This window comes from Glutamicibacter nicotianae, assembly GCF_002797775.1.
In the GTDB taxonomy this organism is placed as follows: domain Bacteria; phylum Actinomycetota; class Actinomycetes; order Actinomycetales; family Micrococcaceae; genus Glutamicibacter; species Glutamicibacter nicotianae.
In genome coordinates, this window is the sequence record NZ_PGEY01000001.1 from 320,211 (window position 1) to 342,567 (window position 22,357).

General features: G+C 63.5%; 14 protein-coding genes. 10 read left to right on the forward strand and 4 right to left on the reverse strand.

The window, feature by feature from the left end; translation table 11 throughout:
* Positions 1–81: 81 nt before the first annotated feature.
* Complete coding sequence (locus ATK23_RS01420) at positions 82–561, reverse strand: DUF2975 domain-containing protein (RefSeq protein WP_066139640.1); 480 nt, start codon at positions 559–561, stop codon at positions 82–84.
* Positions 562–774: 213 nt separating this feature from the next.
* Here ATK23_RS01420 and ATK23_RS01425 point away from each other — a divergent pair, with 213 nt between their 5' ends.
* Entirely contained in the window at positions 775–1,164 is a 390-nt protein-coding gene (locus ATK23_RS01425) for a VOC family protein (protein ID WP_066139637.1), read from the forward strand.
* A gap of 54 nt (positions 1,165–1,218) precedes the next feature.
* Here the strand turns inward: ATK23_RS01425 and ATK23_RS01430 are convergent, their stop codons facing one another.
* The gene (locus ATK23_RS01430; protein ID WP_066139634.1) at positions 1,219–2,886 is read right to left on the reverse strand and encodes a DUF885 domain-containing protein; all 1,668 of its coding nucleotides are present in this window, start codon (positions 2,884–2,886) and stop codon (positions 1,219–1,221) included.
* A gap of 353 nt (positions 2,887–3,239) precedes the next feature.
* Here ATK23_RS01430 and ATK23_RS01435 point away from each other — a divergent pair, with 353 nt between their 5' ends.
* Genes ATK23_RS01435 through ATK23_RS01475 form a run of 9 tightly spaced genes read left to right on the forward strand, consistent with a single transcriptional unit; the run spans position 3,240 to position 20,337 of the window.
* Positions 3,240–9,434: an Ig-like domain-containing protein gene (locus ATK23_RS01435; RefSeq protein ID WP_066139632.1), complete on the forward strand. Its 6,195-nt coding sequence runs from the start codon at positions 3,240–3,242 to the stop codon at positions 9,432–9,434.
* A gap of 49 nt (positions 9,435–9,483) precedes the next feature.
* Positions 9,484–10,494 carry an AAA family ATPase gene (locus ATK23_RS01440; RefSeq protein WP_038989825.1) on the forward strand — a complete coding sequence of 337 codons (1,011 nt, stop codon included), beginning with the start codon at positions 9,484–9,486 and terminating at the stop codon, positions 10,492–10,494.
* A complete protein-coding gene (locus tag ATK23_RS01445) occupies positions 10,494–11,813 on the forward strand; it encodes a DUF58 domain-containing protein (RefSeq protein ID WP_038989824.1) in 1,320 nt (439 codons plus the stop codon). Before ATK23_RS01440 ends, ATK23_RS01445 begins: the two co-directional genes overlap by 1 nt.
* On the forward strand, positions 11,810–14,164 hold the full coding sequence (locus ATK23_RS01450; protein ID WP_066139629.1) for a DUF4129 domain-containing transglutaminase family protein: 2,355 nt from the start codon (positions 11,810–11,812) through the stop codon (positions 14,162–14,164). Before ATK23_RS01445 ends, ATK23_RS01450 begins: the two co-directional genes overlap by 4 nt.
* Positions 14,155–15,252 (forward strand): RDD family protein, encoded by a 1,098-nt coding sequence (locus tag ATK23_RS01455; RefSeq protein WP_083515500.1) that lies wholly within the window; start codon positions 14,155–14,157, stop codon positions 15,250–15,252. The genes ATK23_RS01450 and ATK23_RS01455 overlap by 10 nt, the downstream gene beginning before the upstream one ends.
* Positions 15,249–16,073, forward strand: a complete 825-nt coding sequence (locus tag ATK23_RS01460; RefSeq protein WP_066139623.1) for a PP2C family protein-serine/threonine phosphatase — start codon at positions 15,249–15,251, stop codon at positions 16,071–16,073. Before ATK23_RS01455 ends, ATK23_RS01460 begins: the two co-directional genes overlap by 4 nt.
* Complete coding sequence (locus tag ATK23_RS01465) at positions 16,070–18,070, forward strand: FHA domain-containing protein (protein ID WP_066139618.1); 2,001 nt, start codon at positions 16,070–16,072, stop codon at positions 18,068–18,070. The genes ATK23_RS01460 and ATK23_RS01465 overlap by 4 nt, the downstream gene beginning before the upstream one ends.
* The gene (locus ATK23_RS01470; protein WP_066139613.1) at positions 18,067–19,617 is read left to right on the forward strand and encodes a serine/threonine-protein kinase; all 1,551 of its coding nucleotides are present in this window, start codon (positions 18,067–18,069) and stop codon (positions 19,615–19,617) included. The genes ATK23_RS01465 and ATK23_RS01470 overlap by 4 nt, the downstream gene beginning before the upstream one ends.
* Positions 19,618–19,635: 18 nt before the next feature.
* Entirely contained in the window at positions 19,636–20,337 is a 702-nt protein-coding gene (locus tag ATK23_RS01475; RefSeq protein WP_038989819.1) for an FHA domain-containing protein, read from the forward strand.
* A 79-nt stretch (positions 20,338–20,416) separates the two neighbouring features.
* Here the strand turns inward: ATK23_RS01475 and ATK23_RS16180 are convergent, their stop codons facing one another.
* Together ATK23_RS16180 and ATK23_RS01485 are read right to left on the reverse strand one after the other, a co-directional pair.
* Positions 20,417–20,635, reverse strand: a complete 219-nt coding sequence (locus ATK23_RS16180; protein ID WP_066139610.1) for an acyl-CoA carboxylase subunit epsilon — start codon at positions 20,633–20,635, stop codon at positions 20,417–20,419.
* A gap of 52 nt (positions 20,636–20,687) precedes the next feature.
* Complete coding sequence (locus tag ATK23_RS01485; protein ID WP_066139607.1) at positions 20,688–22,298, reverse strand: acyl-CoA carboxylase subunit beta; 1,611 nt, start codon at positions 22,296–22,298, stop codon at positions 20,688–20,690.
* Positions 22,299–22,357 lie beyond the last annotated feature (59 nt).

Here is a 22,357-nt window from a genome sequence, read left to right on the forward strand (position 1 = left end):
CCGAAACAAAGTTCGCCATTTGGGAATTTCTGCGTGTCGTTCATTGTTTCTGGACTATTTGCCTTGACTGTGCAAGGAAAGTCAGATCACTGCACGCATCTCGGCTTCCAGTCCTATTGCCGACGCGAGCAGATTGCGCATCACAACCAGCAGCCAGGTGGCGGCGCTGCCGAACGCCACGGTGCCAGCGACCATCAAGAATACGCCGGGACCGCCGGCGCCGACGATCGACAGCAAGTGAAATCCCAATCCCAGGACCAAGAAGGTGGCGATCGCGGATGCGCAGATGATGGTGGTGACCCAGCGCAATGAACTATTCTCGAAGATTCTCTGACGTTGAACCTTTGACAGCAGTATCCAGATGCAGGCCAGGGCAACCTGCAGGCATATGATTCCCGCCGTCACCACCCATCGGTATGGGGTGGCCAGATAGGCAACTTCGGGATGGATGCTGACGGACTCTGCGACAAGCAGCGGCAAAATCAGCGTCTGGGCCAAGAGTGCGCCGAGGAAGATAGCGATCAGCGAAGCCCGAAGCAGAGCAATGGCAGAATTCGTCATACGATTGATTATCAATCATAATCTATCGATTATCAGTAGAATCTGTCGAGTTTATCGCGATTTCACGCTACTGGACTCCGTGATTCGGGGCGGTGATCTCACACGCAGGGCCTGCCAGCCTTGACCTGTCGGTGTCTTGTGGAAAGGTAGGAGCCAGCAAAGCGGTGCGATTTTATTGCCGTTGCCTATTCTGGAGCGGAAAGAAGGAAACTAATGCGCGTATACATTACGAGTGTCTTCGTCGATGACCAGGCGAAAGCCAAGGCGTTCTATACCGAGGTGCTGGGCTTCAAGGTGAAGCACGACATTCCCGTCGGCGAGTACAGCTGGCTGTCCCTCGTCGCTGCCGACCAGGAGGATGGTCCTGAAGTCCTCCTCGAGCCGGCGGCGCATCCAGCTGTCGGGCCATATCGCGCGGCACTGAAAGCCGATGGCATCCCCGCAACGTCTTTTGCCGTTGATGATGTCCAGGCGGAATTCGAGCGCTTGGGCTCATTGGGAGTGGAGTTCACGCAGGAGCCAATCGACGCAGGTCCCGTGATGGTGGCGACCTTTGATGACACCTGCGGCAATCTGATCCAGATTTCCAGCTACAAGGCGTAATGCGAATTGGCGGCCCTGCAGTATTGCAGGGCCGCCAATTCGCATTGCTGGAAGCTACTTGACCAGTGCGCGCTTCAGGATATCCAGGCCCACTGAACCGAGCTGCAATGCCGCGGTGTGGAAATCCTTGAGCGAGAAGTTCTCGCCCTGGGCCGCTGCGAGATCATCGCGGATCTGCTCCCAGAGTCGCTGGCCGATTTTGTAGGACGGGGCCTGGCCCGGCCAACCGAGGTAGCGGTTGTACTCGAAGTCCAGCTGCCCCTTGGGCATGTCCAGATTCTTCTGGAGGAACTCGTAGCCGTTTTCGGCATTCCAGGTGCCGGAGCCCCACTGCGCGGGGACTTCCAAGCCCAAATGGACACCGATGTCGAAGACCACGCGAGCTGCACGCAGGCGCTGCGCGTCAAGCATGCCCATGTAGTCGCCTGGATCGTCGAGGTAGCCCAGCTGGTGCATGAGACGCTCGGAATACAGTGCCCAGCCTTCGCCGTGGCCGGAAACCCAGCACATCAATCGGCGCCAGCTGTTCAGCGTGGCTGCCTGCATCTGCGCGGTGCCAATCTGCAGGTGATGGCCCGGCACGCCTTCGTGGTACACGGTGGTCAGTTCGGCCCACGTGGTGAATTCATCTTCTCCCGGCGGAACCGACCACCACATCCGGCCCGGACGGCTGAAGTCTTCCGACGGCCCGGTGTAGTACACGCCGCCATCCTGGGTGGGCGCAATCATGCACTCGATGCGGTCCATGGGTGCCGGGATCTCGAAATGCGTGCCCGACAAATCGGCCATGGCCTGATCCGCCTTGCCCTGCATCCAATCGCGCAAGGCGTCGGTGCCTTTCAGCTTTCGTGCCGGATCCTCGTTGAGGATCCTCTTGGCTTCCTCAATCGTGGCGCCCGGCTTGATCTGCTCGGCGACGCGCTGCTGCTCGGCAATGATGGCATCGAGCTCGCCAACTCCCCAGGCATAGGTCTCTTCCAGGTCCACTGTTGCGCCCAGGAAGCGGCGGGACATCAGCGAATAGTACTCCCGGCCCACCGCGTCTTCGGCTGGTGCCTGCGGCAGGAGTTCATCTTGCAGGTAGGTGGTGAGCTTGCGGTAGGCCGTCTTTGCGGCGTCTGCACCGGCTTGAAGCTGTTCCTGCAATGCGGCATCCACCGTGGTGCCGGAGACGGCCAGCTGGTCGAAGAAGCCGCCGTCCTTGGCATAGTCGGTGGTTTGCGTGATCACAATGGAGACCTGTCGCTGTGCGGCGACCAAGCCGTTCGAGGCGGAATCTCGCAGGGACGCAATGTAGCCGTCAATCGCGGCAGGGATGTTCGACATCCGCTGGGCGATGAAGGCATAATCCGCGGAGGTATCCTGCGGCATCAAATCGATGATCGAGCGGATTTCCTGGGCCGCGCTGGCAATATTGTTCAGTTCGGTGCGCCCGGTGAACAGGATTTCCAATTCCAGGCTCAACCGCTCGGTCATCGCATCGAGGGAGACCTCGTCAATGGCGTCGACCGGGGTGGCGTTGGCCAATGCGCCCAAGGTCTCGCGCAGCAAGCTGATCATCTGGGTCGTGCCGGCAGGGGAATAGTCGCCGTAGGCGGTTTCGAAACCCGGCATGCCAAGGGAAACTCCCCACTCCGGGGTCAGTTCAAGGGATTTGGCGAAGAAATCTTCGGCGATCTGGTCGATGGCCGAGGGATCGCGGTGCGGTGCGGGGGATGTCATGTAGCTAACAGTAGTTGATATGAAAGATTTGTTGAAGACTTTTCCGCGGGTTCATTCTCTATTACTTATCCCTCGCCCAAGCTGGCATTCCAAGGGTGAGAGCTGCCTCGCTAGTGTTGTCAGCGATGGATGTGTGTTCAACACCTTGGAAAGCAGTGATCCGCGGTAAGCCATGAACGGCCTTCCGGATTGTGTTGCGTTGCCGAACCGCCTAGTCAGCACGCGTGGGGAGAACTCTCCATGGCGATGGTTTTGTCAGTTCGTTAGAATTGGAGGGCGACGAATCTGATTTTGGGGAATAAGGCCGGATTCCAGCGCGCACTCGTACCAGCAAAACAAGGACTGACCTCTAGATGGCAAAAGCCGCTTCGACCGGATGGACCGGACTGCTCAAAAGCACCGGCTTCAAGGTGACTGCTATTCCAGTGGTGGCGGCGCTTGCCGTAACCGGTGCCATTATCTATCCGGGCTTCGAAACCGCTGACGTGGAACTGAACGACGGTGGCGTCTGGGTGGTGAATCAGTCCGAAGGCAAAATCGGGCATGTCAACTACCAGTCGCGCACCATTGACGGCGGCGTCGCCACCCCTCTGGCCAACTACGACCTGGTCCAGCATGAGGAAAGCGTGCTGGTGCGCAACATTGAACAGGCATCATTGACCACCATCGATCCCGCGATGGTGCAATTCGCCGGCGACAACAACCTGCCTGCCAACTCGTCCTTCTCTTTCGGCGCCTCAGTTGTTGCAGTTACCGACGCAGAACACGGTACCGTCCATGCCAGCAATCTCGAGCAGATCGCGGAATTCAAAGGCGAAGGCGCCGAACCGCTGATCGAATCCAAGGGCGAAGCCGCCGCCGTGGTTGGCGCCGATGACACCATCTGGGCCGCAGACATTGGCGCCGGAACCCTGTCCAGCTTCACCCTGGACGACGAGGGAACAGCCGAGCTCGGCGAGGAAATCGAAATTCCCGAACTGGCCGAAATGAAGAAGCCGCAGCTCTCGGCCGTGGGCAAGGTCGGCGTGGTCTTCGATGATGCCAGCGGCCAGCTGGTCACCTCCGAAGGCGGCTCCGCGATCCTGGAGAACCCGGCCAACGCCAAAATCCAGTCCCCGGGTCCGGAAGCCGAGACCATTGCCGTCGCGCTGGACCAGTCGCTGGCAACGGTGAGCTTGTCCGGCAAGGACACCAACTACGAGCAGCTGGAAACCGCCGGCACCCCGATCCAGCCGGTACGCGTGGGATCCTGCACCTACGCGGCCTGGCAGACCAGTGGCGAGTACCTGCGCTTCTGCGACAACCCGGCCGATAACCAGAGCACCAGAATCCCGGAAATGACCGAGGGCGCTGAACTGGCATTCCGTGTCAACCGCGACGTGGTCGTGTTGAACGATGTGCATTCGGGACAGGTCTGGCTGGCCAATGAAGGCATGGAAATCGTCAGCAACTGGAGCGATCTGGAACCGCCTGCCGGCGAGGGCGAGGCCAAGGAAGAAGAAACCAAGGAAATCACCGACGCCATCGAGCTGCCCAACCGCACCGAAGAAAACAAGAAGCCGATTGCCGAAGACGACACCTATTCGGTGCGCCCCGGCCGCACCACCTTGCTCCCGGTGCTCTATAACGACGTGGACCCGGACGGCGACTTGCTGACTGCCAACCTGGAGGGCGCTGCGCCTTCGATCGGAGCCGTGCAGCCGGTCCATGACGGCACCGGATTCCAGATTGTGGTTCCCGAGGACGCCAAGGGCGGGGCGAGCTTCGCCTACACCACCAAGGACGGCCGCGGGGGACAGGACACCGCTCGGGTCAAGCTGAACGTGGTGGATGAAGACACCAACAAGGCCCCGGAACAGCAGCGCACCACCGTGCTGCGCGTGCAGCAGGGCGAATCGGTCAGCCACAACGTGCTCACCGACTGGACCGACGCGGAAGGCGATGACCTGCGCCTGCTCGGCGGCACCTCCGAGGGCGATGACGTGATCCGGGTCCAGCCCGATGGCACCCTGACCTTCCAGGACGATGGAAAGAAGCTGGGCCAGAAGGAATTGGCCATCCAGGTCTCCGACGGCCAGGAAGGCACCAAGGGCCGGGTGCTGATCGAGGTCCTGGCCGACTCCGTGGTCAAGCCGGTGACCGCCACCGACCACGTGGTGGCCACCATCAATGAATCCGCCAGCTTCACCCCGCTGGAGAATGACACGGACCCCACCGGAGAAGGACTGCGCCTGGCCGGCGTGGACGATGTGCCCGGACTGGAACTGAGGACCAATGCGCAGACCGGAACCGTGACCGCCCGCGCCGAACGGGCCGGTACCTACTACGTCGAATACATGGCCACCAACGGCCCGGCCAGCGCCCCCGGCCTGGCCCGCATCGACATCAAGAAGCCGGAGGAAAAGGCCGAGGACCCGATCGCTGTCCGCGATGTAGCCCTGCTGCCTGCCGGGCAGGATGTGCTGGTCAACGTGCTGGGCAACGACACCGACCCGGCCGGCGGCGTGCTGGTGGTCACCGGCGTGCAGACCGCCAGCGACAAGCCATTCTCCACCTCGGTGGAACGCAATACGTTCGTGCGCATCACCGACGTGCGCGGCCTGACCGACCCCACCACCATCAGCTACACCGTCTCCAACGGCTCCCGCGAAGCGACCGGCTCCATCCGGGTGATCCCGATTCCGGCCCCGCCGCGCATGGATCCGCCGCAGGCCAACCCCGACACCGTCACCGTCCGCGAAAACGACGTGGCCACCGTCAAGGTCCTGGAAAACGACATCCACCCCAACGGCGGAGAGCTGATCCTGCGCCCGGACCTGGAAGAAGCCGATGACCTGGGCGAGGGATCCTTGATCTCGGTCGCCGATGAGACGATCCGCTTCCGTGCCGGCGACTTCGGCGGCAAGGCCAAGCAGGTGTCCGCGGTCTACACCGTGGCCGGACCCGACGGCCAGGAAACCAGCGCCAGCGTCACCTTCAACGTGCTGCCCGAAGCGGAAGCCAACGACCTGGAGAAGAACAGCCCGCCGAACCCTGAACCGGTCACCGGGCGCGTGTTCGCCGGATCCAGCACCAACGTGCTGGTCCCGATTGACGCCATCGACCCCGATGGCGACTCGGTGTCGCTCGTGCAATTCGGCGATTCGCCGCGCATGGGCACCGCGAAAATCCGCGGGGCCTCCATCGACTACACGGCTAATCCCGATGCCTCGGGCACCGACGAATTCAGCTACGTGGTGGAAGACCGCCTGGGTGCCCGCGCCACCGGCACGATCAAGATCGGCGTGGCGCCGCTGGCCGAATCCAATAATTCCCCGGTAGCGGTCAACGATTTCCTGACCGTGCGCCCGGACCGCCCGGTCGCCGTGGACGTGATGGACAACGACACCGACCCGGACGGCGACCCGATCGCCTTGATGAGCGAGGTCTCCACCGAATCCAGCACCGAAGTGGAAGTCGTTGACGGCCGCGTCACCCTCACCTCGCCTCCGGAAGACGGCAACGTGTCGATCCGCTACATGATTTCCGATGGCCGCGGCGGCACCGCGGCGGGCACGCTGAGCGTCAAGTCCGATCCCGAGGCGCAGCTGCTCGCCCCGATTGCCCGCGACGACCGTGTGTCGCTGGAAGAAGTCATTGCCGATGAGCAGGTGACCGTCGATATCCTGCGCAACGACGAGGACCCGGACGGCAGCTCCAGCGAACTGGAAATCAGCTTGCCGGACAACCCATCCGCCGCCCAGGTGACCGAGGACGGCCTGGTGGTCACCGCCACCGAAGAGGCGCAGATCATCGCCTACACCCTGACCGACCCGGACGAACTGACCTCAACTGCTTTCGTCCACGTGCCGGGCACCGCCGGCGCCCGTCCGATCCTGCGCAGCGGGCTGAACCTGCAGGTCCAAGCGGGAGAAGTCCTGCCGCTGAACTTGGAACACCTGGTCCTCGTGCGCGATGGCCGCACCCCGCGCCTGACCACCGAGGAATCGGTGACCTCGATGCCGCAGAACGACGGCGAACTGGTCAAGTCCGCCACCGAGCTGTCCTTCCGCGCCCCGGTTGACTTCGACGGCTCGGCGACCGTCAGCTTCGAAGTCACCGACGGCACCGGCCCCGACGATGAAAAGGGGCTGAAGTCCAAGCTGACCCTGCCGATCAACGTCACCCCGGCGCCGCGCCAGAACGATTCCGAGGAACGCCAGAACCAGAACGAGGAAGGCCAGCCGGAAGAAGACGAGCCCGAAGAAGAAGAAGAAGAGCAGCCCGACGAGGAGAACTTCGCACCGACCCTGCAGGCCAATTCCCTGGCGGTGGGCCAGGGCGAGGAGCCTGCCTTCCTGGACCTGCGCATGGCCGCCGGCGATGCCAATGAAGAGGACGTCCCGAACCTGAAGTTCGCCATTGCCTCGGTGGACATCCAGGGCGTGACGGCCGAACTGGTCGAGGGGCACAACCTGAAGGTCAGCGCCGAAGCATCGACCCCGAAGGGCACCACCGGCAGCGTGACCGTCACGGTCAGCGACGGCGTCAACCCGCCGGTCCCGGCCGCCATGGCCATTACCGTCACCGGTTCGGTGCGCGAGCTGCCGGTAGCCGTGGCCGACAACGTCCCCGATGCCGCCCAGGGCAAGACCGAAGTGGTTGATGTGCTGGCCAATGACCACAACCCGTACGCGGATGAAGGTCCGCTGCGCCTGATCAACGCCCGCGCCCTGGAAGACACCGGGACGGTGGAAAAGCGCGGCGACCAGGTGGCAATTACCCCGAACGACGACTTCGTGGGCACCATGCGGGTGGAATACACCATTGGCGATGTCACCGAAGACGTGGCACGCAACGTCATCGGCACCGTGACGCTGAACGTCAAGGGCGCCCCGGAAGCCCCGGGACTGCCTCGCGTCCAGTCCACCGGCGACCAGAAGGTCGTGCTGCAGTGGGATCCACCGGCAAATAACGGCTCGGACATCACCGGCTACACCGTGCGCGGCGGCGGGCACACCCAGAAGTGCGCCACCACCACCTGCACCATCACTCCGCTGGCCAACGATACCGTGTACAACTTCACCGTCACCGCCACCAACGAGATCGGCGAATCCCCGGCCTCGGCGCAATCGGCCGATGCCCGTCCGGACGTGGAACCCGAGCAGCCGGCCGCCCCCACCGGCACCGACGGCGACCAGCAGGCCGCCTTCAAGTGGACCGCCCCGGTCAGCCGCGGTTCGGCCATCCAGAGCTACACCCTGGAGATTTCCCCGGCACCGGCCAACGGCGTCACCCAGGTCACCGGCATCACCGGCACCTCCTACACCTGGAAGGGCTTGAAGAACGGCACCGACTACCAGGTGCGCGTGCGCGCGGTGAACAAGGCCTCCAAGCCATCGGCCTTCAGCGCCTACTCGGCCGCGGTGACTCCGGCGGGCAAGCCGTTCAAGCCAGCGGCGCCTACCGCGGCCCGCAAGGACTCCGCGGTGGATGGCGGCGTGGTCAACGTGGCATGGAACGCTCCGGGCACCAACGGCGCGCCGATCACCGGCTACACCCTGCGCGTCTTCAAGTCCGGCACCCTGGAGAAGACCATCGGCTCGATTCCCGCCAACCAGACCAGCCAGTCGGTCACCGGCCTGAGCACCTCCGGTTCCTACACCTTCACCATTGCCGCCACCAACCGCAAGGGCAGCTCGGAACAGAGCTCCAAGTCGGTGGCGGTGACCCCGTACGGACGGCCTAAGGCAGTGTCCAGCGTGAGCGCCAAGGCCACGGGCGCCAATCGCATGGTGCGGCTGGACTTCCAGGCCCCTGCCGCGAACGGATCGAAGATCACCGGCTACCAGTACTCCACCGACGGCGGAAGCTGGAACTCCTTCGGCGGACCGGGCTCGGTGATCGACACCGGTTCCAACGGCACCGCGCACACCTGGCGCGTGCGCGCCTTGAACGCCGCCGGCGCCGGCACCGCCAGCCCGGCCAGCAACAAGACCAGCGCCTACGGTCCGCTGCGCGACAACGCGAAGATTTCCGCGTCGCATGGCAACGACTGGATCTCCTTCAGCTGGAATACCGCTGCCGGGGAATCCAACGGGCGCAAGGTCACCCAGACGGTGAAGATCGGTGGCAACAGCACCAAGAACGACGGCTCGCAGAAGGTCACCGGCCTGGGCTACTCCACCAGCCGCACCATCAAGATCGTGGCAACGGATACCGAAGGCCAATCCAGGTCCTGGTCCAAGACGGAGAAGACCAACCCGAAGCCGGCGCGTTCGGTGAAGCTGTCCGAGGGGCCGATGTACAACGGCTACTCGAACTCGACCTGCCCGCCGAACTGCTACAAGTACCACGTGGAGCTCTACAACTTCGCCCCGGGAACCCACACCTACCTGGCCCAGTGCTACCACTCCGGCGGGATGTTCTCGGATAACTACGTGACCTTCAACGTCAACGGCAATGGCCGAGCCTCGAAGGACCTGCCATGCGTGATCGAGCCGGGATACTCCCAGCCGTACTTCGCACGCATCGACGGCACCGAATCCGACCACGTTAATTTCAGATAAGCGCGGCATCGACCGGGCATCAAGACGTACAGAAAGAACAAACACTGCCATGACCATGAGCACCGAGCAGGCCAACTGGTTCTGCGATACCTTCGCCAAATTGGTGTCCAACGTCGGCCAGTCCGTGCTGGGCAAGGAGCAGACCATCAAGCTGGTGCTCACCGCCATGCTCAGCGAAGGGCACGTGCTGCTCGAAGACGCACCGGGCACCGGCAAGACCATGCTGGCCCGTTCGCTGGCCGCCACCGTGCGCGGCAGCAACTCGCGCATCCAGTTCACCCCGGACCTGCTGCCCTCGGACGTCACCGGCATCACCATCTACGACCAGCGCAGCGGCCAATTCGACTTCCACCACGGGCCGATCTTCGCCAACCTCGTGCTGGCCGACGAGATCAACCGCGCCTCGCCCAAGACCCAGTCGGCGCTGCTGGAAGTCATGGAAGAAGGCCGGGTGACCGTCGATGGCACCACCTACCCGCAGGCCCGCCCGTTCATGGTCATCGCCACCCAGAACCCGATCGAGCAGGCAGGCACCTACCGGCTGCCCGAAGCGCAGCTGGACCGCTTCCTGATCAAGACCTCCATCGGCTACCCCGACCGCGAGGCCACCGTGGCGCTGCTCTCGGGCAGCACCCAGCGCGACCGCTCGGCCGCGCTGAACGCCATCATCACCACCGAAGCAGTGGTGGAAATGGCCGAGCTGGCCACCACCGTGCACGTGGACACCGCCGTGCTGGAATACGTTGCAGCCCTGTGCGAAGCGACCCGCGACTCCGCCGACACCCGTCTGGGCGTCTCGGTGCGCGGCGCCCTGGCGATGGTGCGCGCGGCCAAGGTCTGGGCCGCCAGCCAGGGCCGCAACTACGTGCTGCCCGATGACATCAAGGAATTGGCGCCGCATGTCTTCACCCACCGCCTGGTGCTTGACCCGGAAGCCGAGTTCACCGGCACCACCGCCGAGCAGGTCATCGCCTCGGTGCTGCGCAAGGTCCCGGCTCCGACCCGCCGTGGCGACGAGGACTCCGCCGAAGCCGAGAGCAAGGACCAGGACGAGCATTAATGAGCCGACGAGCTAAGCGTCCTGCACGGAACAGCAAGCTGAATCGCGGGGCCGAGAAGTCGCTGACCATGGCCAGCGAGGCCATGGCGGTGCTGCGCGACTACCTGGACCCTGCCACGGCACGGGCCAGGGAACTGTCCACCCGGTACCTCGCACCGATCGCCACGGTCATCTCCCCGCTGGGTTTCGTGCTGCTGGGCACCGCGGTGCTGTTGTGGATCCTGGGCGCCAGCTTCGGCTGGCAGGAAGCCCTGCTGGGTGCCTTCATGGCCACCGTGCTGCTGCTCGCCTCGGTGGGTTTCGTCCTGGGTCGCAACGACTTCAGCGTCGACCTGGATCTGCACCGCACCCGCGTGGCCGTGGGGGACCGCGCCGTGGGAGCCATGCAGGTAGCCAACAAGGCTTCGCGCAGCTCGGCACCGGTGATGATGGAACTTCCGGTGGGCCACGGCGCCGCCCAGTTCCGGATCCCGCGTCTGGAACCGCAGCAAACGCATGAGGACCTGTTCACCATCCCCACCCAGCGCCGCCAGGTGCTCGATGTGGGCCCGGTCCGCTCGGTCCGCCAGGACCCCTTTGCGATCCTGCGCCGGCAGGTGAAATGGACCGAAAGCTACGAGCTGTTCATCCATCCGCGCACCACCGCGTTGGATGGCTCCTCGGCCGGGTTCATCCGTGATCTGGAAGGCATGCCCACCTCCGACCTCTCTAATTCCGACGTGTCCTTCCACGCACTGCGCGAATACCAGTCGGGAGATGACCGCCGGCACATCCACTGGAAATCCACGGCCCGCACCGGCGAGCTGATGGTCCGCCAGTTCGAAGAGACCCGGCGCTCGCACCTGGCCCTGTCGCTGAGCACCAACCTGGACGAGTACGCCGAGGCGCACGCCGAGGAGGATTTCGAATTGGCCATCTCGGTGGCGGCCTCCATCGGCCAGCAAGCCGTGGCCGAACAGCGCAAGCTGGCCATCCTGACCCAGCAGGGCCCGGTGCGCACCGGCAGCGGCCGGCAGATGATGGACGGGCTGACCCGCATCGAGGCGGCCACCGGCCAGCGCGAGAACCTGGTGGACGTGGTGCGCCACACCGCTGGCACGGTGCCCGGCGCCTCGGTGATTTTCTTCCTCACCGGCACCAGAACCAGCGCCAAATCGCTGCGCGAGGCATGGATGCACGTGCCGGCCGGCGTGCGCGCCATCGCCATCCGCTGCGAAACCGGGATTGAACCTTCGCGCTCGAATATTGGCGAGCTGACCGTATTGAGCCTCGGCAAGCTGGAAGAACTCGGCGTGATGCTGCGAAAGGCCGTGGCATGAAACAGACGATTCCGCTCTGGCGCTATGGCGTCGACGCGGCCTGCCTCGCCCTGGCCATGGTGCTTGGCGCGCTGGGTCTGCTGGAAGCCTACGGCGCGAGCCTGAACTTCATCCTCGCTGCCGTTGGCGGACTGGTTGCCGGCCTGGCCTTGGCCTGGGCCAATGTGCATTTCAAGCTGGGCACCTGGCGGACCCTGGGCCTGTTCGCGCTGCTGTACCTCGTGCTTGGCACGCCGTTGGCGACCCCGCGCGAGGCAGCCTTTGGCCTCCTGCCCACCGGCCAATCCCTGCGCACCTTGCTGACCGGCCTGGTCTTCAGCTGGAAAGACATGCTTACCGTGGCGCCACCTGTAGGTTCACACGGGGGCGTGCTGATAGTGGCCTTCCTGTCCGCGCTGCTCACTGCGCTGCTGGCCGGCTTGGCCGCCTGGCATTTGCGCTCGCCGTATTGGACGCTGCTGCCGCTATTGGCAATGTTCGTGCTCGGCATTGTCTTCGGCACCCGCGATGTGCCGATGCCCGTCGCCCGCGGCGTCGCCTTCATCGCGGTGCTGGTCGGCTGGCTTGCCTGGCGGCGCTTCATCGATACGAGTGTTTCCGGCGGATTCAGTTCGCTGAACCACGAGCAGCTTGACTCCCAGGGTTCCAAGCAGCTGCTGCTGCGCCGCGTGATTGCCGGAACCCTGGTGCTGGCCGGTGCCGGCGTCGCGACCGCGGCGGCCACGCCGCTGCTGGCCCCGGAAACCCCGCGCCAGGTGCTGCGCGATGCATTGGAACCGCCGGTGGACCTCTATGACTACCCAAGCCCCCTGACGCGTTTCCGCAAATATGTGAAAACGATGGCTGACGACACCCTGATGACCGTCAAGGGCCTGCCCAAGGACGAGCGCATCCGCCTGGCCGCCCTGGATTCCTACAACGGCATGGTCATCAACGTGGATCCGTCCGCGGGTGGCAGTTTCGCCCCGGTGGGCGATGCCAGCGATATCCGTTCGGCCGACACGGTGGAAGGCCGCGAAGCCGCCGAGCTTGAATTCTCGATCAAGGACTATCAAGGCGTGTGGGTTCCGTCCGGTGGCAAGCTGCTGGGCATGGAACTGACCGGCGGGCGTGAAGATGAACTGGCCCGTTCGCTGTTCTACAGCGATTCCTCCGAGAGCGCGCTGAGCTCCATCGGGCTGGCGGAGGGCGATGCCTACACGGCCAAGGTGCTGTTCCCGGCCAAGCCCAGCGATGAGCAGCTCAACGAACTGGACTTGGCGCAGTTCCGCATGCCTGAGCTGGCCAATGTGCCAGCCATAGCGGGAGCAAAAGCCGCTGAATTCACCGGATCGGGCCGCGGGGACCTGGAGCGTGTGCGGAGCATCGAAGCGATGCTCTCCGGAACCGGGTTCTTCTCCAACGGCACCGAGGGACAGGTGCCCTCGCTGTCCGGGCACGGCGCGGGACGCATCACCAGCCTGCTCGATGCCGAGCAGATGATTGGCGATGACGAGCAGTATGCTGTTGCGATGGCGCTGATGGCCCGCGAGCAGGGGATTCCCGCGCGCGTGGTCATGGGCTTCTATCCCGAGGAATACGCGCCTGAAAAGGCAGTCGAAATCAAGGGCTCCGATGTCCACGCCTGGGTGGAGATCGCCTTTGAAGATGTAGGCTGGGTTGCTTTCAACCCGACGCCCAACGAGGATGAGCAGCCGACCCCTCCGGAACAGGAACCCAAGGCCGTGCCGCAGCCGCAGGTGCTGCAGCCTCCGCCGCCGGCGCAGGAAGAAGCCGACTTGCCGCCGCAAACTGCACCGGAGCCGCAGGAAGTGGAAGAGGAACCTGAAACCTTCTGGGAGCGCTGGGGGCAGGTCATCATCGTTGTCGGCATTTCGCTGGGGTCGCTGCTGCTCCTGCTTTCGCCGCTGCTGCTGATTGCCCTGCTGAAGCTGCGCCGCCGCGAAAAGCGGGCGAAGTCCGGCAGCACAGGGGACCGCATGAGCGGCGGCTGGCAGGAACTGCTCAGCCATGCCACGGATCACCGTATCGCTACGGCCAACGGCGCGACCCGGCGGGAAAGCGCGAGCGTGCTGGCCGCCGGCTTCCCGGCGCTGTCCGATCCGGTGCGCTCCCTGGCGCAGCGTGCGGACGCGGCGAACTTCTCCCATGAGCAGCCGACCGAGGAACAGGTGCGGAAGTATTGGGAAGATGTCATTGCGCATACCCGGAAGATGCAGGAACCGCTGGGATTCTTCGGCAAGATGCGCGTGAAGTACTCCCCACGATCCCTGATACATGAGCTGGCTGCGAAGACAGCCAAGACGGCACGAATACTGCAACAGAAAAACCGGAGGAAGCCATGGCGGTAAAGATGGATCTGGTCGATGCCCGAACTACCCAGAGGCTGCTCGCATGGCTGTTCGACTTCCTGCCGGTGCTGGTCCTGTCGGTGATTTTCCTGCCGATCATCGCCTCCAAGATGGTGACCCCGCTGAGCGCTCCGCAGCTTGCGGGCGAAATCGCCGGAACATATATCCTGTACAGCGTCCTCGCACTGGCCTACACGGTGTTCTTGTGGTGGTGGGAAGCTACCTCGGGCAAGACCCTGGGCAATGTGCTCCTCGGGCTGCGCACCACCACCCTCAAGGGCGAGCGCCCGGGCTGGGGCAAAACCATCATCCGCCGCTTGCTGATTGCTGTGGCAGGCATCGTCCCGATTCTTGGATCGGTGCTGATGGTCATCTCCAATCGCTTCGATGCGAACGGCAAGAAGCAGGGGTGGCATGACAAGGTGGCCGGGACGCTGGTGCTGGATATCAAGGCTGGACGTGACCCGCTGACCACCGGGGGCGCCGCAGGGCCGCAGTCCTTCGCGCCTCCGCAGCAGTATGCTCCGGGCCGGCGCTTTGTGGGGGAGCCGGACGATGCGCAGGGCACTTCTGGTGGAGTCATCGATTCGGTGCCAGGTGCTGTGCGCGCTGCTGCCCCCGAAGCGCAGGAATCGGTTCGTCCCCGTCCCTCCGCACGGCCCAAGCCGGAAGCGAAGATCGTTGAGGTTCCCTCCACCGAGGCCGCAGCTGATCCGGATGAAGACCTCGGTCATACGCAAATTCGTCCGCAATCCCCGGATGCCGTGCATCTGCTCTTCGACGATAGCCAGTGCCTCGACCTGGCCGGCAGCATCCTGATCGGGCGCAACCCCTCGTACTCGGATGGCGATGTGGGTGTCCACCTGGTTGCACTGGATGATCCGGACCGCACGGTCTCCAAAACGCATCTGCTGATCCAGCCAGGCGTTGGCAGCGTCTGGGTGACCGACCGGGATTCGGGCAACGGCTCGTGCATTGTCGACGAGGACGGGAACGTGCGCGAACTTGTTCCGGGCAAGCCGGAGCAGGCAATGATTGGCCATACCGTGTACTTTGGCGACCGCTATTTCCAGGTGGAACGTCCGTGACAGATCTCAACCCTGGGGCAAGCCTCAGATTCAGCCACGGCCAGGCAACTGACCGTGGACTGCGCCGCGCCCTGAACGAGGACAGCTTGCTGGCCTCTGAACGGCTGCTGGCCATTGCCGACGGCATGGGCGGGCATGAAGCAGGCGAAATAGCCAGCGCCCTGTGCCTCAAGATCCTTGGCGATGGATTCATGGATGCCGGCGCGCAGCTGGATCCGGAGACCTTGGATACCCTGCTGGTCGAAGCTGATCGCAGCATCGTGGCGGCGGGCTCGGGTCGAGCCGGCACCACCCTGGCCGGGGCCGTGCTGATTGATGCAGGCGCCGCCAGCGGGCGGGCGGAAGAACCCCAGCTGCTGGTGTTCAATGTCGGCGATTCGCGCACCTACTTGTGGACCCAGGGAGTGCTGCAACAAGTCAGCGTAGATCACTCCGAAGTGCAGGAATTGATGGATATCGGAGAGCTGGACGCCGAGCAGGCAGCCACCTATCCACGCCGGCATGTGATCACCCGCGCCCTGGGGATCAACGCCAACAGCCAACCGGACTACTGGCTGGTGCCGCTGGCAGGGCAGGAGCGCATCCTGGTCTGCTCAGACGGTCTGAGCAGCGAAGTCGGCGATGCCGCAATCCAGGAAATCCTTGCGCGGTTCCCGGATCCCCAGCAAGCTTCCGAAGAACTGGTCCAAGCGGCCCTGGATGCCGGGGGACGCGATAATATCAGCGTGATCGTTGCCGATGTGGAGCATGGGCACCCCGATGATGTTGGCATTACTATTCCGCGCATATCGACTACGAGCCACCAAGAGGAGAAATCATGAACAGCCTGCGTTACCTTCCCGGAGACTGGTACGCCCTGGTCAATGGCCAGCACATTGTCCTCCTTCCTTCCAGCGCGAGCGCAGAACAGGTCAATGGCCTGTGGGCCAAGCTCAATGGGAAGACCACGGTGGAAGCACTGCTCTCGGAGCTGTTGCCGATGTACCAGATGAACATTGCCGACCTGCCGAACTTCGCTCTGATCTCCCGTGACAGCGCACCGCATCTGATCCTGCGCGGTGCCCCGGAATTCATCGCCCGGACTGCCTCCGGCGAGGAGAAGGTGAGCGGCGCAGGCATCGCCACCTGGGCCGAACGCAAGCTGGGGGAGTCGAAGTCGTGGACGCTGAGCACCGGTTCGGCGAAAGCCGAAGCCACATTCGCGCTGCCAATTGGCGAAGGCATCGTACGCGTATCGCAGCTGGAATGGGCCGCAGGAGAGGACCCCACCGCTGCAGAAAAGACTCCAGCCGCGGCTAAAGCCCCGGCACCGGCTAAAGCCCCTGCACCGGCTGATGCCAAGCCTGCCGCTGATCCGGCGAAGGCTCCGGCTCCTGCTGCGGCTAAGCCCGCTGCAGCATCCGATGCTGCAAAACCTGCGGTAGCTCAGGCAAAAACTCCTGCGCCTTCCGAAGCTAAGTCTGCCCCTGCGACAGATGCTGCCAAGCCGGCTGTTGCCTCGTCAAAGACCCCTGCGCCTGCCGCGGCTAAGCCTGCTGCGGTCAAGACCCCTGCGCCTGCCACGGCTAAGCCGGCAGCGGAGCCGGCAAAGGATCCGGCACCGGCTGCGGCCAAGCCAGCTTCTGCTCCGGCTAAGGCTGCTTCTGCGTCTGATGCGGCCAAACCAGCTGAGGCGCCAGCAAAGGACCCGGCACCGGCTGCGGCCAAGCCAGCTTCTGCTCCGGCTAAGGCTGCTTCCGCATCTGATGCGGCCAAACCAACTGAGGCGCCAGCAAAGAATCCTGCACCAGCGGCTGCCAAGTCGGATGCAACGCCAGCGAAGAATCCAGCACCGGCTACTGCCAAGTCATCTGCCCCGCCAGCAAAGGACACGGCACCGGCGGCGGCCAAGCCTGCTGCTGCACCGAACGCTGCACCAGCCAAGGAAGCTGCAGATCCCAAGGGCCCAGCTGATGTGCTGGCACGGGCAGCCGACGCTGCCAAGGCGGCCGATGAGGCCACGCTAGTCAAGGCATCGGCAAAGGATGCCGAGGACGACCGGACCTTTGACTCAGAAGCAACCCAGGATCCAGCGCAATACGAGCAGGAAGTTTTCTCGGAGGAACTCTCGCTTGCCGGGCAGCTGCTCGGAGCCAGAGGTGCGGCAGAGACCGTTTACGATACCGGCCAGGGCGATGACCAGGACACGATTATCAAGCCCCGTCCGGCAGGTCCTGCCATCGCTGCGCCTCCCGCCGAACCAGCTGACGACGAGCACACGATCATCCGCGGCTCCAGTGTTCCGAAATCCAGGCCTTCATCAGGGTTGGATGCCAAGGACGGTACAGAAAGTTCGGTGTCCCTGAATGAATTCATCCTGGCGCGTTCTTGCTCCAAGCGGCACTCCAATCCACCCACCGCGTCGACGTGCAGGCAATGCGGCGAGCGATTGACCGCCCAGGCGCAGCAGGTTCGCAAGCCTGCCATGGGCCGCATGATTGTCAGCGACCACGGCGGTACCCGCGAATACGCCCACGAGCTGAACCGCTCGGTGGTTCTCGGACGCCAGCCAAGCGCAGGAGCCGTCAAATCCGACAGCGAACCCCGCCTGCTGAAGGTTGAAAGCCCCAGCGGCGACATCTCCCGTTCGCACCTGCACGTGCGTGTGGAGGGATGGCATGTGCAACTGGTGGACCTTGGTGCGACCAATGGCACCGTGCTGCTGCGCGAAGGGCAGCGGCCACGGCGCCTGTCCCGCCACCAGGAGATCATGCTGATCAACGGCGACGTCGCTGACTTGGGTGATGGCGTCAGCATCCGCTTCGAGGATCTGCCGTGAGTCCAAAGCGCGCGCCAGCTCCGGCACCGCAAATACCGGGATTCGCGTACGTCAAGCCACTGGGTACCGGCGGATTCTCCGATGTCTATCTTTACGAGCAGCACCGGCCCAACCGCAAGGTGGCGGTCAAGGTGCTGCTGGCTGATGTCAGTGATGAGGAAGCCCGCCAACGTTTCGAGGCCGAGGCCAATTTGATGGCCCAGCTGTCCACCCATCCTTATATCGTCACGATCTACCAAGCGGAGATCACCGATGACGGACGTTCCTATCTGGCCATGGAGTATTGCTCCCGGCCTTCCTTGGATGCCCGTTACCGCCGCGGTGTCTTGAGCATCGATGAAACGCTGACCTTGGCCATCCAATTGTGCTCAGCGGTCCATACCGCGCATCTAGCGGGCATCGTGCATCGAGACATCAAGCCGGGAAACGTGCTGACTACTGACTACAACCGGCCGGCCCTGACCGACTTCGGCATCTCGGGAACCATCGGATCGCACACCGCAGGGCTGTCGGTGCCATGGTCCGCCCCGGAAGCGTTCAGCGGCGACACGCCTCCGGGCGTGCGCATGGACGTATACTCGCTCGGTGCCACGATCTATACAGTTCTGGCAGGGCATTCGCCGTTCGTCCGGCCGGGACAGGATAATGCGCAGCCAGTGCTCATTGAGCGGATCTGCAATTCTCCATTGAAGCCGTTGGAGCGGCTTGACGTTCCCGAGTCGCTGAACCAGGCGTTGTCGGTAGCCATGGCGAAGAACCCGGCTTCGCGATTCGGCTCGGCCGCCGAATTCGCCCGCTCCCTGCAGCGAATCCAGATCGAGTTGGGCTTCTCGGTCACTCCTTTTGAGGTTATCGAAGAACCTGCCGAAGCGGCTGAGGAGGAGGACGGTGAAAGCACGCGCGTCCGCAATGTCATTTCGATCAGCGACGTGCAGCGTCCGCTGCCTTCTGCACCGATGATTTCCTCCGTTCCCGGGCAACAGGCACGGCGGGTACGACCGTCAGCGCCGATACCGCGGCTGCACATGCCGAAGGAACCTGCGCCGGCTCCGAACCCAGAAGATAAAGCGCAAGACGAATCCGGAACGCCATCGGCCAAGCCGGCAGAGCCGAAGCAACGCCAGAGCCTGCCGAAGGTATTCATCGCGGTGGGCATAGTGCTGTTCATCTTGGTTGGCGGCGCCTTCATTGCAAACATGTTCTTGCCGGAGCAGGAAGCCGCGCAGCGTACCGGCCCGCCCATTACCGCCACCGACGGTCCCAAGGACGCACTAGTTGGCGGCACCGTCCCCAAGGTGGATAATTTCGAGTACTCTACGGTGGGAGAAACGGTAACCTTCCGCTGGTCCAACCCGGAACCGAATAAGGATGACCATTACCGTTGGGCTCCCATTACCGCAACGGAAACGGGAGAGTTCAAGCAGACGAAGTCTCCCAGCGCGACTACCGACATCGGCGAAGGCGGGCAAACTTGTATCGAGGTCAAGCTCGTGCGCGATGATGGACGTATCTCGGATGGAGCACGGTTCTGCACCGGCGCAGGTTAAGCAAGGTAGGCATAAGCGATGAGTGAAGTAACTATCGAGTACTGCGGGCAGTACTATCCTGTCCAGGACGGCAAGCCCTTCACCATCGGACGTGAAGGCGACCTCGCAATCGACGACAATCCGTACTTGCACCGGCACTTCTTGACGATTAGCAAGCACAGCGGGCTGTGGTGGCTCAACAACGTGGGCAGCCGGCTGACCGCGACCATTGCGGATCGAACCGGCGGCCTGCAAGCCTGGCTGTCGCCGGAGTCGAGCCTGCCGCTGGTGCTCAACCGGGTGGGCGTGGTGTTCACTGCCGGTCCCACCACCTATGAGCTGTCTATTCATGTCGCGCAGCCGGCATTCCGCCAGGACTACCTGGAATACGATGCCTGCGGAGAAACCACCATTGGGCCGGTGCTGCTGACCAGTGCCCAGCGGGCGCTGGTAGTGGTCTTGGCTGAGCCGATGCTGCGCCGCGAAGGCACCGGGCTGAGCTCGATTCCCACCAGCGCGGCGGCTGCCGCACGGCTGGGGTGGGGAATTACGAAGTTCAATCGCAAACTCGATAACGTGTGCGACAAATTGGATAAGGCGGGCGTTGCCGGACTGCGCGGGGGACCCGGAAAACTGGCCACCAACCGTCGCGCCCGGCTGGTGGAGCACGCCGTGAGTTCGCATCTGGTCACCCGTGCCGATTTGGCCATCTTGGATTCCGAAGTACCCGACGAAGACTAGGTTCCCGGCTGGTACGCCAAAGGCCAATGGGCTGGACGATTCCCTGCGGAATTGTTCAGCACATTGGCCTTTGGAATGCTCAGCGGCGTCCGATGGTCCAGCCTAAACGCGGAACGAGTGCGCGGCGCCGGCGAATCCGATCTACGCGCTTCTTGGGCTCTGCGACCTGCGGTGCAGGCGCGGGAGCGTTGCCCATGGCAGCGAGCAATGCGGTGACCACCGCCAATTCCTCGTCACTCGGGTTTCCCTTGGCGACGCGGATCTGCGGGGCAACAGGCAAGGCGCTGTTCTGGTCCATCGGCGTGCTCCTTTGTGGTTCTGGTGGGTACTGGTCGGGCAGGATCTGCCGCTTACAGCGGGATGTTGCCGTGCTTCTTCGGAGGCAGGGTCGCATGCTTCTCGCGCAGCGCGCGCAGACCGCGAACCAGCTGGAAGCGGGTCTCGCTCGGGGCGATGACCGCATCCACGTAGCCCAGCTCAGCGGCCTGGTAGGGGTTGAGCAGTTCGGCCTCGTAGTTGTCGATGATCTGCTTGCGGCGGGCCTCGACGTTTCCGCCTTCGGCTTCCACCGCGGCCAGATCGCGGCGGTAGAGGATGTTCACCGCGCCCTGGGCACCCATCACGCCGATCTGCGCGGTAGGCCAAGCCAGATTCAGGTCTGCGCCCAGCTTCTTCGAGCCCATCACGATGTACGCTCCGCCGTAGGCCTTGCGGGTGATCACGGTCAGCTTCGGCACGGTGGCCTCGGCGTAGGCGTAAAGCAGCTTTGCACCGCGGCGGATGATGCCCTGGAACTCCTGGTCCTTGCCCGGCAGGAAGCCCGGCACGTCCACGAAGGTGAGGATCGGGATGTTGAAGGCGTCGCAGTTGCGCACGAAGCGGGCGGCCTTTTCGGAGGCGGCAATGTCCAAGGTGCCGGCGAACTGCATTGGCTGGTTGGCGACAATGCCCACGGTGCGGCCTTCGATGCGGGCGTAGCCAATCATCACGTTGGGTGCGTAGAGCGACTGCATCTCGAAGAAGTGCTCATCATCGACAACCGACTCGATCACGGTGCGCATGTCATAAGGCTGGTTTGCCGAATCCGGGATGAGCGTATCGAGCTCCAGGTCCTCGGCGGTGATATCCAGTTCTTCATCGAATTCGGCAATCAGCGGATCCGAGAGGTTGGAGGACGGGAGGAAGTCCAGCAGTTCCTTGCAGAACTCCACAGCGTCTTCCTCATCGGAGGCAAGGTAGGTGGCGGTACCGGTATTGGCGTTGTGCTGGCGGGCGCCGCCCAGGGTTTCCATGTCGATTTCCTCGCCGGTCACCGTCTTGATGACGTCCGGGCCGGTGATGAACATGTGGCTGGTCTTGTCGACCATGATCACGTAGTCGGTCAGCGCGGGGGAGTAGGCGGCGCCGCCGGCCGATGGGCCCATGATCAGCGAGATCTGCGGGACAACGCCCGAGGCGTGGACATTGTTGCGGAAGATATCAGCGAACATGGCCAGGGACGCGACGCCCTCCTGGATGCGGGCACCGCCGCCATCGAGGATGCCGACTACCGGGCAGCCGTTGCGCAGCGCGAATTCCTGGACCTTGACGATTTTCTCGCCGTTGACCTGGGACAGCGAGCCGCCGTAAACGGTGAAGTCCTGCGAGTAGACGGCCACCAGGCGGCCATCCACGGTGCCGTAGCCGGAGACCAGGCCATCGCCCAATGGCTTCTTCTTCTCCATGCCGAAGGCGGTGGAGCGGTGGACTGCAAGTGCGTCGAACTCGACGAATGAGTCTTCGTCCATGAGCATTTCAATGCGTTCGCGGGCAGTGTGCTTGCCGCGGGAGTGCTGCTTTTCGATCGCCGCTTCGCCGCTTGGCGCTTCAGCGAGCTTCTGGCGGCGGCGGAACTCAGCAAGCTTTCCGGCGGTGGTGGACAGGTCGATTGACTCGGCTGCCTCAGTTCTGCCCTGCGTCATGCCTTCGACTCCCTTGAGTTGTCTTCAATGTGTAGGAATGGCACAAGAAAAATGCCATC